The organism is Streptomyces sp. B21-083 (genome assembly GCF_036898825.1).
Classification (GTDB): Bacteria; Actinomycetota; Actinomycetes; order Streptomycetales; family Streptomycetaceae; genus Streptomyces.
Genome location: NZ_JARUND010000004.1, coordinates 32783 through 48836, shown reverse-complemented (window position 1 = coordinate 48836; position 16054 = coordinate 32783). Strand labels below are relative to the sequence as shown.

Annotated in this window: 12 protein-coding genes; 4 read left to right on the top strand and 8 right to left on the bottom strand. The window is 68.9% G+C overall.

What is annotated here, in order from left to right; translation table 11 throughout:
- Positions 1 to 96 precede the first annotated feature (96 nt).
- The 3 genes from QA861_RS46565 to QA861_RS46555 form a co-directional block, all read right to left on the bottom strand.
- On the bottom strand, positions 97 to 552 hold the full coding sequence (locus QA861_RS46565; RefSeq protein WP_334595230.1) for a hypothetical protein: 456 nt from the start codon (positions 550 to 552) through the stop codon (positions 97 to 99).
- Positions 549 to 1577, bottom strand: a complete 1029-nt coding sequence (locus tag QA861_RS46560) for a DUF8094 domain-containing protein (protein WP_334595229.1) — start codon at positions 1575 to 1577, stop codon at positions 549 to 551. Before QA861_RS46560 ends, QA861_RS46565 begins: the two co-directional genes overlap by 4 nt.
- A gap of 118 nt (positions 1578 to 1695) precedes the next feature.
- The gene (locus tag QA861_RS46555) at positions 1696 to 2952 is read right to left on the bottom strand and encodes a hypothetical protein (RefSeq protein WP_334595228.1); all 1257 of its coding nucleotides are present in this window, start codon (positions 2950 to 2952) and stop codon (positions 1696 to 1698) included.
- A gap of 357 nt (positions 2953 to 3309) precedes the next feature.
- On the opposite strand from QA861_RS46555, the gene QA861_RS46550 reads away from it, so the two are divergent.
- From QA861_RS46550 to QA861_RS46535, 4 genes are all read left to right on the top strand, one after another.
- Positions 3310 to 3918, top strand: coding sequence for an XRE family transcriptional regulator (locus QA861_RS46550; RefSeq protein WP_334595227.1), 609 nt, complete (start codon positions 3310 to 3312; stop codon positions 3916 to 3918).
- Positions 3919 to 3935: 17 nt separating this feature from the next.
- Positions 3936 to 4523, top strand: coding sequence for a toxin-antitoxin system, toxin component (locus tag QA861_RS46545; RefSeq protein WP_334595226.1), 588 nt, complete (start codon positions 3936 to 3938; stop codon positions 4521 to 4523).
- Between the two features lie 62 nt (positions 4524 to 4585).
- Positions 4586 to 5773, top strand: coding sequence for an MAB_1171c family putative transporter (locus QA861_RS46540; protein WP_334595225.1), 1188 nt, complete (start codon positions 4586 to 4588; stop codon positions 5771 to 5773).
- A gap of 594 nt (positions 5774 to 6367) precedes the next feature.
- Positions 6368 to 7792, top strand: a complete 1425-nt coding sequence (locus QA861_RS46535; protein WP_334595224.1) for an NAD(P)/FAD-dependent oxidoreductase — start codon at positions 6368 to 6370, stop codon at positions 7790 to 7792.
- 199 nt (positions 7793 to 7991) lie between these two features.
- On the opposite strand, the gene QA861_RS46530 is transcribed toward QA861_RS46535, so the two are convergent.
- From QA861_RS46530 to QA861_RS46510, 5 genes are read right to left on the bottom strand one after another with little or no spacing between them, the layout of a single operon-like run.
- A complete protein-coding gene (locus QA861_RS46530; protein WP_334595223.1) occupies positions 7992 to 8900 on the bottom strand; it encodes a replication-relaxation family protein in 909 nt (302 codons plus the stop codon).
- Positions 8897 to 11527, bottom strand: a complete 2631-nt coding sequence (locus QA861_RS46525) for an ATP/GTP-binding protein (protein ID WP_334595222.1) — start codon at positions 11525 to 11527, stop codon at positions 8897 to 8899. Before QA861_RS46525 ends, QA861_RS46530 begins: the two co-directional genes overlap by 4 nt.
- On the bottom strand, positions 11503 to 12153 hold the full coding sequence (locus QA861_RS46520) for a hypothetical protein (protein WP_334595221.1): 651 nt from the start codon (positions 12151 to 12153) through the stop codon (positions 11503 to 11505). Before QA861_RS46520 ends, QA861_RS46525 begins: the two co-directional genes overlap by 25 nt.
- The gene (locus QA861_RS46515) at positions 12150 to 13301 is read right to left on the bottom strand and encodes a C40 family peptidase (RefSeq protein WP_334595220.1); all 1152 of its coding nucleotides are present in this window, start codon (positions 13299 to 13301) and stop codon (positions 12150 to 12152) included. The genes QA861_RS46520 and QA861_RS46515 overlap by 4 nt, the downstream gene beginning before the upstream one ends.
- Complete coding sequence (locus tag QA861_RS46510) at positions 13298 to 16054, bottom strand: hypothetical protein (protein ID WP_334595219.1); 2757 nt, start codon at positions 16052 to 16054, stop codon at positions 13298 to 13300. Before QA861_RS46510 ends, QA861_RS46515 begins: the two co-directional genes overlap by 4 nt.

Sequence of the window (16054 nt, the reverse complement as noted above, 5' to 3'; positions counted from 1 at the left end):
GGCCCAGAACCGCAGCCCGGTCCAGCAGCGGTAGTGCGTTTGCGTGACCATGAGGCTATGCATATGCCAGTCAAGTTCCCACCTCGATACATGAGTTCACTCGCATAACTCGGGACGGTTGTGTGCCTTCGCGCCTACTGAGGCCCTCAGCGGGTCGATCGGTGGTGAGACAACATTCGGGTGGAATGCCCCTTCCCACTTGGGGTGCTGATACCAGACGCTGTGGGCGAAACTGCGCAGCGACCAGCCCAGAGCGCTGATGCTGCCGGTGAAGAGGTCGTCGTCTGCTCTCATGGCAAGGTTGTGGTCGGCGATCTTCACTGCGAGTTCGCGGTTGGCGAGCCACTCTTCGAAGACGTCCCGCAGACCGGCCAGGAACTTGAGTTCCGCGCTGCAGGAGCCAAGTGCTTCGGCCTCGGCCAGCCGGGTGGCCAGGAACTTCGCAAACCTCTGGTCACGGTCGAATGCCCAGACGCTGGGGGTAGCGATCGGGGTGTACCGCATGCGGACCTGTTCTTGCGGGCCGGCCTCGGTGCTGCGCTGCGCGCTCACCGTGAGTCCACCATCCGGTACTCCCGGGCGATCACGCTGGGGTTGCCCGACGGCGTCAGCGTTGCGAGGGCCTGGCCCTGATGCTCGTCGGTGATGATGGCCCGGGGAGTGCTGTTGTAGACCGCCTCCGCCTTACTCGGGTTGATCTGGTGGTTGCCCATGTACGGAGGCTTGAGGAGAACCTCTGAGGTGTGCGCGGTCGGGAAAACGGCCAGTATGCCGCCGTTGGGCATACGCAGCGCGTACACCTTCGAGTGCGCCGGTTCGGCGCTGAAGTACGCGGTGGTGGCCCAGTTGGAGTTCTTGCCCTTGTTGCGGTCCGTGTAGTACTTGACGGACTCCTTAGTGACCTGCGTGGTGGCCAACTGGGACCCCAACTTCCTGCCACCGGTCTCGAACAGGTCTGCGAGGGCGGCGCCGAGCTGAGATGGGGCGAGGGTGCCCACCCGGGTGGAAGGGGTCACGGCGGTGGCCAGCCCGTGCCGGTCGACAGCGATCTCGGGTATCGCGGTGTTCTCCTCCGCATACACCGCAGCGACCATCTTGAAACGGCCGTCGTCCTTGTCGAAGATCAGGAGTGCTTCGGACTTGGATGCGCCGGACGTCGCTTTGACCGCGAACCAGCTCTGTTCAGCTGGGGTGTAGTACTTCCGGGACCCGTAGGCGAAGGGCTGCTCGTATTCCTTCTGGTCGGCCTTCGTCCAGGTCTTGAACTGCTTGTAGTCGGCCAAAGACTGCTCATGAACCTGGCCGGCTTCGACGGTGCCCAGGAGCTCCGTGTCCTGGACCGCGTTGGCCTTGGAGTTGACATCTTCGTAGGTGTCGAGGGCTTTCGCTGCTTCCTGAGGCGTTGCGGCGCCTTTCGGGCTGGGACTCGCGACGGCGCGCGCTTGATTGCTGCCCTCGGCTCCGGAGTCGGCGCCGGCGCTGCATGCACTGAGTGCGGCGGTCACGAGCACGCTGATCGAGAGCAGCACCGTGCGGCGTGGAGGCGGGGTGTGGGCAGCGCGGTGGGAGGACGTCATCAAGGGTGTTCCTCCTTCTAAAGGGTGAACGGGGCGGGGTAGATGGTGCTTGGCTGGGCGGGCAGGGTCGGCGGTCTGCACGGCGCCTCGTGGGCGGAGCGGGGCAGGCGAGGAGTGGTCAGTGCGCGCCAACCGGGCTGGATGTGGGTTTCGAGACGCGGGCGGTGACCTGTTCGGAGATCAGAGCGAGCCGCGACGTGCATTCCGCGGTGTCCTCTCCGGTGACGACCCAGTGCGCGAGACGGTCCTCGCGGCCGCTGCGCGGCGGGCCGAGCACCGCGTTGCCGGGCCGCTGTGTCCAGGCGAAACGGTCCAGCCCGGGCTGGACCGTGAACATCTCGGGGGCTTTGAGCCGGACGAGACGGCCCGAGGCGTCCGGGTAGAGGAAGCGGATTGCGGCGGCCTGTTCCCGGGTGGGGGCCAGATCGGGGGTGTCGCCGGTGGCGAGGGCGGCCGCGGTCCGGGCCAGGCTGATGCCCCGGGCGCGGGCCACCAGCAGCGGAATGAGGTCATCGGCGGGGGATGCGCCGACCTGCAGGATGAACGGGCCGCGCGAGGTCAGTCGCACATCGGCGTGCACGACGCCGGCGGTAAGTCCGAGTGCGGCCGTTGCTTGGGCCACCACGCGGGTGAGGGCGGCGTCCTGGAGCAGATCGTCGTGCGCGTCGACGCTGTAACCAACCGGACTGCGGGCGTGTTCCGGGCAGAGGGTTTTGCGGGTGACGGCGACCGTCCGCACCTCGTCGGGGGAGACGACGACGGCCTCGACGCCGACTTCCGGGCCGGCCAGGCCGAACTCCTCAATCGTCATGGTTGCGGCGAACGGTTCCGAGGGGGTGCCTCGGGCGAGGGACTGGTAGGCGCTTCGTACCTCGCTGTCGCAGTCTGCGCGCACCGGATCGGCGTCCGCCGCCGGTGCCCTGAGGGAGACCGGGAAGCGGAGCGTGTGCGCGGCGGTGAGCGCGCTGTGTATGTCGTCGACCGCGTGCAACTGCACTGAGGGGACGTCGGCTTCCCTCAGCACGCGGCGGGCCCTGACCGGGGCCTGGCACGTGGCCACAGCGGAGGGGGAGTTGCCGGGCAGGCCCAAGTGCTGTGCCAGGTGGGCAGCGAGCCTGGCATGGCGGGGCTGGTAGCTGACGAGCCCGCTGACGGGATGGTCGGAGGTGAACTCCCCGACCGCTGCGCTCACTTCCCCCGGGTCGGAGAGGTCGACGATGACCTCGCCTGCCAGATAGGGGCGGGCCCAGGGCGGGACGGCGCCGTCGACGAGGACTAACGGATGGGCGGCGGTGATCTGCAGAAGACTGTGGGCGTGGTACTCGCGGATGCCGGCACCCACCAGCAGCAGCGGGCGGCGTGGTGTGGTGTGCACGGCGGGGCCCTCCGGACGTCAGGGAACAGGCTTCGGCGGGACTGCGACCACCGGCCATTCAGCGCTGCGCGCGGCGGGTGCACCTGGGGGATTTGGCCCGGACTGTCGGCTGTGCACCCCTGGTTGGTGCGCAGCCGACAGTCGCGGGCGCATGGCGGCCACACGACAACGTCGCGGCGCTAGCCGTGGTGAACCGGCCGTCACGTCGTGTCGTGATCCTGGCAACCAAGCCGCCGTGTGTCAATTACATTTGATGTCGACCGCAAATACTATGGATTTGCCTCTGGTTGGGAGGCGTACAGACCGGCTATGGTCTTGGGGATCACTACGCCCGGCCCGACTTGAGGGAGATCCGCTGTGCGAGACCCCCGTGCAGCCCTCACTGAGACCCTGCGGCGCATCGACACCTGCCTGCAGCAGGTGGGCAAGTCGCGAGACGACGTGCTCAACACAGATGAGCTCGCGCGCGAGACGGGCATTCCACTGGCATCCGTGGCGGCGTTGCTGGCCCATCAGGAGGTGCCTGAAGAGGAGTTCAGCGACCGGATCCGGAACCGGATTCTGCACCTGCGCGAGACGCGGCGCCGACCGGACGGTTCGGCCTTCTCGTACAGCGAGATCGGTGAGTCCTTCGGCTCGTCAGGGGCGGCAATCTCCGCGATTGTCCACAGCAAAGGCAAGAACGGGCCGCTGGCGGTCACTCAGGCCGGGATCGAGAAGTTCTTCTTCGGCCAGGCCAACGGTTTCCTGTCGGCAGAGGCCGTCCCGGCTCTCAACGCCGCGCTGCAGCCGGTGCTGGAGCGTCTGGAACATGAAACCGACCCTCTGGCCGAGGTGGTGTCGGGGTACCGCGATGTCCGCGGCGTCGCCCTCCGGCAGGCACGAGACCTGCCGGAGGGACAGTGGAAGGTTCTTCGCGCGACCCTGGAAGCCCTGCTTGAGGTCGACGACGAGGACGAAAAGTGAGTGCAGGAGCGAGGGCGATGCGGCGGCTCAGCAGCCAACTGCTCGTGAGTCTTGAGCCGCCCGATGACGACGAGGGTGTCTTGCCCGCCATCGGCCGTGCCCTCAGCGACGTCCGCGGGCGGCCGGTCCGGCTACGCAGCTGGGCGTTCCCGCCCACAACAGTCAGCGGGTTGTGGATAGACCGGGACGGCCACGACGTGATCGCCTACGAGGAGAACACCGATCCCGAGCATCAGCTCGTCATCATCGGTCACGAGACATGGCACATGTTTCAGGGGCACTGTGGCAGCCACACTGCCCCTGGCCCCGCCGCGTCGCGTGCCCTGGGCAAGGATGCAGCAACCGCCCTCAAAGACCTGGCGGCACTCGTCTCCGATGCCGATGACGTCGCCCTTCCGAAGGCGGAACGAACGGACGCAGTCCTCCACATCGCCGCACGCACCGACACCGCGTCCATGCACGACGAATTGGAGGCTGAGCACTTCGGCATCCGATTCGCCACCGACGTACAGGCCGCCCTGGCAGAGGCTCGCTCCTCCGCTGACTCAACAGCACTCGCCGGACGCATCCAGGCCGTTATGGCACACCGCTTCCGCCGGACCTGACGAGACCAACAGCGCTTGTCGGCCGTCCAGCGGTAGAACGCCCTGAGGAGGGGGCACACGACGTGAGCCAACAACCTGGCAACTTAGCCTTCTACATCCCAGCTGGCCTGCTCCTGCTGACCGGCGCTGTCAAAATCCCCGCTCTGCTCCGAAGACGGCACGACCCGCTCCTACGCTCGGTATGCCTGCTGCTCTTCGCCGGTGTGGGCGTCATGTTCTGCGCCGCCCCAGGCTCGATAGTCGGCATCAACCGGTTTACCGGCATAACCAACTTCGCAGCCCCTCTGGTCTATGCGATGATGAGTCTGTTCGCCGGGGCGAGCCTCGTGCTGATTATCAACTGGCGTCCCGCACCTCCCGAGCGGACCCGGCGCGCGTCCCAGCTGTGCATCACGACCTACCTCCTGTCCTGCACCGGCATCTTCATCCTGTTCTGGGCAGGGGACGCGCCCGTGGAGCAGCGCACCCTGTTCGACGCGTACTACGCCAACACGCCGTACATCCGGGAGATGATCCTGCTCTATCTCCTCTCCTACGGCGGCGCGGCAATGGCCACGAGCGTTCTGTGCTGGCGGTGGTCGAAGGAGGTCAGTGGGTCCCTGCGGGCGGGACTGAGCATCCTGGCGCCCGCCTACCTCATCGCCGCGTCCTACTCCGTCATCCGGCTCATCGCGGTAGCGGCTCGCTGGACGGGCCATGACCTGGACTTCCTTGTCGACACGGTCTCCGCCCAACTGGCCGCCCCGACTGCGCTGTTCGGCACGATCGGTTTCGCCGTTCCCCTGGTCGGTCCCCGCGTGGCAGAGTTCACCAGAGATTTGCGGCAGTTGCGGCATCTTGCTCCGCTGTGGCGGGAGCTGCGGGAAGTCCCGCCGTCCGGAGCCGTCCGGACATCGCTTCCTTGGTGGCGGACCCAGCCGGCAGTGCTCCTGACCGCACGGAAAACGGCCATCTACGACGCGATTCTCGCTCTGACCCCGTACGTCGACTCCACCGCGCGCGAACAGGTTTACCGCGATGCACTCTGTCAAGGAGACGACGAACAGTCGGCCCAGTTCACAGCCGACGCAGCCGCGATCGTCACCGCCAGACACAAGCACCGCACCGCCCATGATCGGCAAGACCTCACACCGCACACCTCCGCGTGGCGCCCCCGTGACCTGGTACCCGTCTCCCAGGCCCTCACCTCGCCCATCGTCACCAGCCTCCGTCAGAACCACCGTTCACCCGCAGAAAGCAGCCCGTCATGAGGGAACAGCCGCACCGGACGTTCCGGCTGCCCTGGCAGAGGCTCGCTTCTCCGCTGACTCAACGGTCCTCGCCGGACGCATCGAGGCCGTTATGGCACACCGCTTCCGCCGGACCTGACGAGACCAACAGCGCTTGTCGGCCGTCCAGCGGTAGAACGCCCTGAGGAGGGGGCACACGACGTGAGCCAACAACCTGGCAACTTAGCCTTCTACATCCCCGCGGGCCTGCTCCTGCTGGCCTGTGCTGTGAAAATCCCCGCTCTGCTCCGAAGGCGGCACGACCCGCTCCTGCGCTCGGTATGCCTGCTGCTCTTCGCCGGTGCGGGCATCATGTTCTTCCACCGCACGCGAACAGGTTTACCGCGCTGCGCTCCGTCAAGGGGACGATGAACAGTCCGCCCAGGCAACGGCCGACGCAGCCGCGATCGTCACCGCCAGACACAAGCACCGTACGATCCGCGATCCGGAAGACCTCACACCGCACACCTCCGCGTGGCGCCCTCGTGACCTGGTACCCGTCTCCCAGGCCCTTGCCTCTCCCGTCGTCAGCAGCCTCCGTCAGAACCACCGTTCACCCGCAGAAAGCAGCCCGTCATGAGGGAACAGCCGCACCGGATACGCACGCGTGCCGTCATCGTCGGAGGAAGTGCCGCCGGCATGTTCGCAGCCGCCGCCTTGAAGGACCACGTCGATGCTGTTGAGATCATCGAGGCCCACGACCTGCCCGCCGGGCCCGAGCCACGCGTCGGCGTCCCCCAGGCCGCACACATCAACCACCTGGTGTCCGGTGGCGCCGACGCAATCGACGAACTCCTCCCCGGCACGCTGGACCAGTTCTTGGCCGCGGGCGCAAACCGGGTGCCGATGACCACCAACATGGTCATCTACTCGCCCGAAGGCTGGTACCGCCGATGGCAGCGCACCACGCACTACCTGATCGCAGCCAGCCGGGACCTCATCGACTTCGTCGTCCGCCAGCAGGTCCTCAAAGACCCACGCGTGAGCGTCCACTCGCACACCAAGGCCATCGCGCTGCTCGGGGACAACCGCAAGGTCACCGGAGTGCGCGTGCAGGACGCCGACGGCGTCGAAACAGAACTCGCCGCGGACCTCGTCATCGACGCCTCCGGCCGGGCCACACGCGCCCCCCGATGGCTCACCGAACTGGACATCACCGGCCTCGCCGAAGACCGCATCGACTCCGGCCTTGCCTACGCCAGCCGCATCTACCGGGCCCCCGTCCCCACCCGCGGCTGGCCCTACGTCGGTGTGCAGGCCGATCCACGCCTCCCTCACCCCAACGCCGGCGGCATCGTGCCGATCGAACACGACCGCTGGCAGGTCAGCCTCATGGGCGCCCCCGGCGGGCACCCCACCCGAGACGCCGACGACTTCGAACCCTTCGCGCGCACCCTGCGCCACCCGGTCATCGCCGACCTCCTCGCCCGCGCCGAGCCCCTCACCGACGTCACCGTCACCCACAGCACCGCCAACAGGCGCTACTACTACGAACGGCTCAAGGCCTGGCCTGAGGGTTTCGTCGCGCTGGGGGATTCCGTCGCCGCGTTCAACCCGGTCTACGGGCACGGCGTCTCGGTGGCCGCGCAAGGCGCCGTCGCCCTGCGCGATCTTGTGGCATCCGTCGGTCTCACCACCGGGCTCGCACGCCGAGCCCAGCGCGCCATCGCCCGCCCCGTCGACGTCGCATGGACGCTCGCCGTCGGAACGGACATCCACTTCCCCAAAACCGAAGGGAAGACGCCACACGTCGCCGACCGGCTCCTGAACCGGTACGTCAGCAGACTGTCCCGCACCGCGATCGGCTCCTTCCACGCGGCCACCGCCCTGACTGATGTGCTCACCCTCCAGGCTCCACCCCCCTCCCTCGTCACCCCCAGCGTTCTCCTGGCCGCACTCGCGGGACCACGGCGCCCGCAACTCGATGGCCCGCAGTTCACTCCGGCAGAACTCCGTCTGCTACGGGACAGCAAGCCCGCCCCCGCCGCCTCCGCCGAGTAGAGGGTCGCCTCCGGCAATATGGCCGCGTCATCTGTGAAGATGCTTCTGCGACGGCTCCTGCACTGTGGGCTCGGCGATGGTGGCGGCGACTCACTGGTATCCCTCCGTGCGCTTGTGTGCAGGTGCACGCCCGCCGTGGCGGCGGAAGCGCGCTGGGCAAGGCTGCGACATTCGGCCATGGGGGCGCGTCGCCGTGATGTCACAGTGCGGTCCACGGGCGGGGCTTGCCGGCGGCCAGCGGTACCCACACGTCAGAGGTGGGGCCATGTACTTCCAGGTCTTCCAGGACGGCTGCTCCCAGCGGGACCTCTCGAGCCAGGTCAGCCACGAGCGGATGGTGGGCGACCATGGCCTGCAGGTCGTTGATCCGGTTGTCCATCGCCTGACGGCCAGTGCCGGTCAGTACGAAAAGGACCCGGGGGAACACCGGGTACCAGCGCAGCCAGCCGGGCCCGGTCTGCTGCCGTCGCCGACCGACCGGCTGTGGTTCGTACGACCACAGCCTCGCGTATTCGATCAGCTTTGCTGCCAGGCGCTCGCTGCTCATGGTGGCTCGGTCGACCTCGACGAACGCCCTCAGTTTCCGGCGCTGTTGGCCGTCGACGAGGGTGTAGTGCATGACCGCGTCGGCCACGACCTTCTCGCCGTCGCCGATCGAGTGGAACACCTCAGGCGTCCAGTCGAGGTGGCCGTGCTCGTGGCCGCGGCGACGAGCATCGGCGACGAACCCCAGGTGTGTGCGCAGGACGGTGAGGGTGTGGGGGGTCTTCAGCGAGGCGGCCGTGGTCGAGGTGATCGGATACGGCGGGCGGCCGCGCAGCGCTGGCCAGTCCCTCGTCAGGCGTGCGCCCTTCGGGGTGAGGTGCCAGACCCGGGTGCGGTTGGACTGGGGCAGTACGACGAAGTCGACTAGGCGCTCGCCGAGCAGCTGGTTCAGCCGCTCCGAGACCGACTGGCGGGAGCGGTCGGGCCGCAGCAGGACATGCAGTTGATGGGTGGAGGCCAGGCGGTGCTGGGCGAGCGTGGCCAGAAGCTGATGCGCGAGGGGTTCCACGGGGCCGGGCGTAAAGCCCGGCGGCGTACGGTCCTTCGGCTGGGCGGTGGTCATCCGAATTCCTTTTCCTTCGACAGGTCGGCAGCGGTTGCGCCGGCGGGGGCGTGGTCGGCGAGGAAGGCGGCTACGCGGCCGAGTTGTTCAGCGGCGCGGTCGGTGAGTTGGTTAAGCGGGTGCGCGCCGGCGTTCGCGAGGGCGGCCCGCTCTAGCGCGGGGACGTCTTTGGGGCGGGCCTGCGCGGCGAAGACGTCGTCGAGATGAGGCCCACGCAGCCGGACGGGCCCGACCCGGCTTCCGTGCACGTTCATCGACACGTAGTGCTCGAACCGCTCCATGGTGACCACCCGGTCGGGGCTGGGGTTGTCGCCCCACTCTGCGGTGATGGGCGCGATCGCAGACTTCGAACCGGCGGTGGTCGCCAGCGTGGACGCGTTTTGCACCAAGGACAGCCGCACCGGAGTGGGAAGGCGGACAAGTAGCTGAGTCATGCCGTGGACGTGGCACCGGTACTTGCGGAAATCCTCGAACATCGCAGCGATGGTCTCGGGGGCCGCGCCGGTCAGCGTGATCAGCTCGTCGAAGTACGGGCGGAATGGCACCCGCTTCTCCTCCGGCGTGTCGCGCCGGGAGCGCGCCGCCCGTAGCAGGTCGCGGGCGAGTAGCGCGGTCAAGAGCCGGTCGGTGGGCCCGTTGCCGCCTGGGCACACCCAGACGATCATTTTGGAATCCATTGCCGCTCGGATGTTGTAGACCCCGACCGGCTGTCCGAGGAAGGCGCGGGTGATGGGGTTGGCGGCTAGCCGGGCGATCGGGTTGAGGACCACGGCGAACGCGTCGGGGGGCAAGGTCGGGAACACGGCCTGCCACCAGGAGCGGGTTTCCTCATCCACCCGGCCCGCCACCGCGGCGAGCGCAGCCCGGCGGAAGGCGGCGTCGGTGAGTAGCGCCCGCACATGGAAGATCGTGGCCTGGTCCTCGGGCCGGCCGGCCTGGCAGGCAGCCTCGTTGACCGCGACCAGGACAGTCAGCGCGGCGGTGAGGATGGTGAGCGCTCGCGGGGCGGTCGCGTCGTCCCAGGCCAGTGCGGAGGCGTAGGCGTCGGCGATCGCCTCGACGACTTCGTGCGCCGCTTGGCCTTGGTGCATGCCGAGCGGATTCCACGAACTCACCTGCGGGTTGGGGCCGAGACCGTTGAGGTCGATGAGCGCGATCCGTGGCATCAGGGTCTCGTGTGCCAGAAACGTGGTGGCCCGCGGCCACGAGTCGCGGTGCGGGTCGACGAAGACCAGCCCTCCGCCCGCGTGCGCCCAGCCGATCGCCTGCGCCAGGGCCCGTTCCGTCTTGCCGCCGCCTGCCTTGCCGACCCCGACTTCGAACAGGGTCTCCTCGGCGTAGGTGGCGACCAGACGCTGCCTGCCGTCCGGGCCCCGGTAGATGCCCTGCAGCAGCAACTTGGGGTCGCCGAAGGAGAAGGTCGGCAGGTCACCGGCGAGCACCGGCAGACGGCAGTGCACGGTGGGCGGCTTGAGCAAGCCGGTCAACTCTTCCAACCTCACCCAGTTCGCCCGGGGCGGCTGGCAATGCCCCAGATTCCAGCGGCGCTCGAAGCCGTGCCGGGTCGGCCAGTGGTCGGCGCCCACCCGCCACGGTCCCAGCCGCCAGCCACGCATGGCCCAACGGGAGCGGCCGCCGAAAACATCGAACGCCGCTTGGAGCTGGGCGAGCCGGGCCTGGGCACGGCCGTTGGTGTTCGAGGCGCACATCACCAGCAGCTGCACCCGGACCAAGTGGTCGTCCTCGGCGAGTTTGCCCAGTGCCTCGGCCGGCTCCACCCGACGGGGCACCGGCGGCATCACCAGCCGCCGTCCGGATCCTGAGCCGGGCTTGTCACTGAGGAGCTGCTGCATCTGCCAGCCCAGGGAGTCCTCGATGCCGTTGGCGTCCTGCCGCAACCAGCGCGCGGTGCGCTGGGCCTCCCGGCGTTCGGACCGGCGCGCGGCGCTCATCAGTTGCAAGCGCCGCGCCCGCAGCGCCCACTTCGGGGCACGCTGGATGTCGAGCCGTATCTCGGCGAGGTCTCCGAGTTCGGCGCGTAGATCGGCCACGGCGTCGACGAGCGGCTGGAGCGGGTCGGGATTGAGAGGGACCTCGCGCAGGGGGGAGATGAGCTTGCCGCGCAGGATGAACTCGGCTCGCACGGTGTGTCTCCGGGGCTTGTCGGCGATCGGCCTCGCACGGTTGACGGAGACGTCCGGCCCGAAGGGGGTGATGGACAGCAGACGTTCGCCGCCGGCCGGGCCCTCGATGCGGTAGCGCAGCGGGCTGGAGCCGTCTGCACGCAGCCGGATCTGTACGGCCTTCGCCCTGCGGGGTGCCCACCAGGGCATGGCCGTGGAGGCGCGGGCGAGCTGTACGCCGCGCCGGAAGATCTCTTCCAGGCCCGGGTCGAAGTGCCGGTTGGAGACGAGTTCCAGGGCCATCCGCTCGGCTGAGGCGTGCGCGGCGAGACGGCGGACCACCATCTCGCCCACGCCCCAGCACGTGGCGATGGCCAGGGCGAGCAGGTACCAGTGGTCGTAGAGCCAGTCAGCGGCGTTGATCAGGTTGTTGAGCAGGCCGAGTGCCTGGCCGGCTGCCGTCTCATCGGCATGGTCGGTCAGGTGTGGGGCTGCGGAGTCCATGTGGCGCCTCCGTCCTTCTTCGAGGTGGTTCGGGTGAAGTGCAGGTCGGTGATGCGGCCGTCGGTGAAGGTGCCGCCGCGGTCGGTGCCGGCCCACACCAGGTGCACCACCGCCTGGTCGCCTGCGGCGTTGCGGTGGGCGATGACGGCCTGGATACGGAAGCGGGCGGTGGCGAACGCTGGCGCGATCGCCTGATCCGGGTTGCCGAACATCGAGGGCCATTTGTCGCGGCCGATTCCCGTGGCATCCGCTCGCAGCAGTTCACGGCCGCCTGTGAGCAGCTGGCGCTCGGTCCCTGTGGGGAGGTCCGCAGGCCATGCGGCCTCCAGGGCCTGCTGGATGGCCCGGTCTCCGGCGACTCCTTCACCGTGTGGCGGCAGCGCCCGCGCGGTCGCCGATGCGGACGGCGCAGCCACCGTCGTTTTCGACGGGCCCGGGCCGCCGGCCGCAGAGTCCTCGCCGGTGGAAGGAGATGAAGGTCGGACTGCCGAGGCTGCCGCCGGAGACGGTGTCGCGGAAGCGGTGTTGTTCCTGGCCGGCAGGATCAGCAGGACCGTACCGGCCACCGCCAGGACCAAGGTCGCGATCAGCAGCGGGCGCGGCGAGCGCGATGAGGGTGTCGTCATAGGGGCCTTGCCCCTCCGGCGAAGCCGGACATCGCACTGACCGCGTCCAGGCGTACGGCGGTGCCCGGGCGGGCAGCGTTGATCATCTGACCGCTTCCGGCGTAGATGCCGACGTGATAGATCGTCGAGTCGCGGCCCGGGGCGTAGGCGAAGAAGACCAGGTCGCCTGTCTTGAGCGCGCTGGTGCCGAGACTCGCAGGGATCCGTTGTCCGACACCGGCTTGGGCGGCGGCCGTACGAGGCAGTTGGATACCGGCTTTGGCGTAGGCGTACGTGGTCAGGCCCGAGCAGTCGAAGCCGTTGATGTCCGTGCCGCTCTTTCCGCTGGGGGAGCAGCAGATCCCGTACGACGGGCCGCTCGCGTTGCCGCCGCCCCACGAGTACGGGACACCCCGCTGGGAGAGTGCTGTCTCGATGACGGTGCGGACCTTCCCGGACACGTCTTTCAGCTCCGGGTCCTTGGCGGCTGCCGTGTACTGGTCGATCCACCCGAGCACGTTGGCGACGTACTCGTGGGAGTGGTTGTACTGCAGGATCGCGGCCTTGAGCTGGGCGCGCCTGGTCAGGTCACGGCCGCTGCCGCACAGGTAGACCGCGGCGCCGAGCGCGGCGTCGTCGGCGTTGTGCGGGTCGGCGGCCTGGTCGCCGTTGGCGTCTTTACCGACGCCTTCCCAGGTGGAGGGCAGGAACTGGAACGGGCCGACGGCGCGCTCGCCTTGAGCGGTGCCGTCCCATGTGCCGCCGTCGGTGTCCGGGAAGACGGTGGTGTTGCCCCCGGCCCCGGAACCGTTGAGGAGCACCCCGTAGATCTTCGGTCGGATGTCCCCGTTAACGGCGATGTTCCGGCCCACCGCATGGTTGGACTCGACCTTGGCGATCCCGGCGAGGATCGGCCAGCGCATGCCCTGACACTTCGGCACATGCCGACCGACCTGCTGGGCGGCTTTCTTGTAGGCGGTCAGCATCCGGGAAGGGATGTCCGCGGCGCTGCCGCCTTCGGCGATCCCTCCGTCGTCCTGCGCCCCCGTTTTCAGCGCGACGTACGCGCTGATCGCGTTCCCTACTGGTGCGGCACAGCACACGGCGGCGAACACCAACAGCATCACCACGCACACCCAACGCGCCATCCGGCGCCGGGCCGGCTTCACTCGCTCTCACCGTTGCCCGGCCGCCGGGCCCGCTCCTGGCGCAGGCGCTCGGCGTCGGCCGCGGTCCGCCGCATCAGCTCCTGGAACCGGGCTCGCGCCACGTCACGGGTGCTGCTGCTCGCGCCGCTGCCTCCGGGAAAGATCGGCCTGGCCCTGTCCGGTGGCGGGCTGGCCGCCCGCCCGGTTATACCTCCGCCCCCACTGGGCTGCGGCGGGGACGTCGGCGGGGTGCTCGGCCGTGCGCTGGCCGGGGTGGGAGGCGCGGGCGCGCTGGGCTGAGGGGAAGCCGGACTCGTACGGCCAGAAGAACCGGAGGACATGGTCGGACGCGGAGCCGGCGACGGACCGGTCGGCAGACGACGGCTGACGAAGGGGCCCATCCCGCCGCTGTCGTCCGTGTGTTCCCGGACGACCTGGGACACATGCCGTCCGGTGTCGCCCCAGGCCCGGCTGTCCTCGCGAACCGTGTTGCGCCACACCCGCACCTGCTGGCGGGCCTCTTCGGAGTATTGCGACCCGCCCGTCCGGGCCCGCTGCACGTTGGTTGGCAGCCCGACCGTCGATCCGTACGCGGCCCGCCCGCCCCGGTGCAGGATGCGGTAGCCGCGGAAGCGCACCAGCCGGTTGTGGGCGCGCGTGGAGAGCAGGGTGCGGTCGGTGTTCTGGTCGTGCAGCACCTGTCCCGAGCCGCGGTCGATGACCTGGCCGTCCTCGTCGCGGTAGCGGTCGGGCGGACCGCCGGGACGACGCGGCCCTCCGCTGCCGGCACCGCCGCCTGGGCCACCTGGTGGGCCGCCGGTGTCCGGGTCGCCGTCGGCGGTGGGCTTGCGCCACTTGGCCAGCTGTTCCCTGTCCGGGCGCCGGCCGATCAGCAGCCAGTGCGCGCCTTTTCCGCCGAGCCGTACTCCCAGCCCTCCCACGGCTGCGGCTGCGGTCAGCGGGGCGAGACCGCGTCCGGCTTCGGTGCTGGCGTCGGCGAGGATCCGGCCGGTGTCGACCGGCATGCCCGCCCCGTCGACCAGGGAGGCGAGCGCACCCATCAGCCGCTGGCGGGTGCCGAGCATCCCGTACCGGCCGCCTCCACCGCCGGTTAAGGCACGCAGCCCGCCGCCGTAACCGCCCATCGCGGCAGGGGAGTTCATGGCGAGCGCTGCGCCGAGTTCGGAGGTGTCGCCGGGCATGTGGGTGCCGCCGACCTTGGCGTAGCGCATCCGCATGGCCATACGTCGGCCGACCGAGGTGATCCCGGTGAGCAGGCGGCGGTGCCCGGCCGCACCGGCGATGGCCAGCACGTCGATCAGCAGGATCCGCTCGACCATCAGGTCGGGCCCGTTGGTGATGGTGGCGTCCACGGCGATGCCGAAGAACGGTACGAACGCACACACGCCGACCATGGCGAGGATCGCGATGCCCCAGATCGACAGCCACTTCCACACCGACTGGCGTGCGGGCCCGGGCAGCATGCCGGCAATGAAGGTGACTCCGCCGGCGGCCGCGGCCGCCGCGCAGATGCCCTGGGTGCCGAGCAGCACGATCGCGCTGGACAGCAGCATGCCGCAGATGAACAGGGCGGCGACCAGCAGCAGAACGGCACCTCCGACCCGCCACCAGGTGGGCTTCTCGGCGTAGTCGGCACACGCCTTGCCGACGTCACCGGCCTTCCTCATGTCCTGGAGGAAGGCGTAGAACTCCCTGTCCTCATCGGTGACGATCGCGTTGGAGGCGTCCAGCAGGTCACCGCCTGGGGTGAGCTGCGGCAGGCTGGGGCTGCCGTCGTCACCGGGGACTTTGCCGCTCTGCTCGAGCTCGCATACCTGCTTCGCCTGGTCGGGGAGCATGTCGCAGGCGTCGCTGTGCTCCCCGTTCCCTTTGTTCCCGCCGGCTTTGTAGCCGCCGATGACCCACTTCAGATGGACGGCGTACGCCTTGCGGTCGGACGCCTTGGCCGGGTCAAGGATGCGCCCGTACTCCAGCAGCATGAACGGCTTGACGATCAGCGCGTTGGTGATGCTGTCCTGCAGAGGGCGGGCCAGGTCGGTCGAATCGACAGGGGCTTCGCCCTCCTGTTCCAGGCACTTGAGCTCGGCGTTGCCGGCCAAATCGGCGCACGGGTCCAGGCTGGCGAGCTTGCCGCCCCAGTCGTAGGAGTTGACCGTCTGCTGGGCGACCTCGGCGGCCACCTGCTGTGTCTGCCCCAGTGGGCCGTCCTGCGTGAGCAGGTAGTCCGGGCGGACAAACGCGGATGCGGCGAACGCCGCGATCAGCAGCGTCAGGAAGATCTCACCGAGACCTCGGCCGACCCGGCCACGCACGATCATGAAGGCGGCGAAGACGAACGCCCAGGCCAGCAGCAGCCCCTTGAGACCGAGCGTGTCGACGATCACGTGGTTGTAGGAGTCGGCGGCCTTCTGCGCGGGCTTGATGAGGATCTTCAGCAGCGGGAACCGGAAGGCGATCTCGATCGCCCAGCCAGCCAGTCCGACCAGCAGCCGGATGAGGGTGAACAGGCCGGACAGCGCGAACGCCAGGGCCTGGCTTCTGAAGGCGATGATGGAGCCGCCCTCGGCGTTCAGCTCGTACCCGTTGATCGGCACGCCCTCGGAGGAGGTGATGTTCAGCGGGGCGAGGAGGTCTCCGGTCTCGCTGTTGCTGCCCGCCGCGTACACGACCTGGCTGTTCACCATGACGAACACGCCAGTGAGCAGCACGATGAAGCCGGCCGAGCGGAGGGCCGCGCGGTCTGGACGGAACAT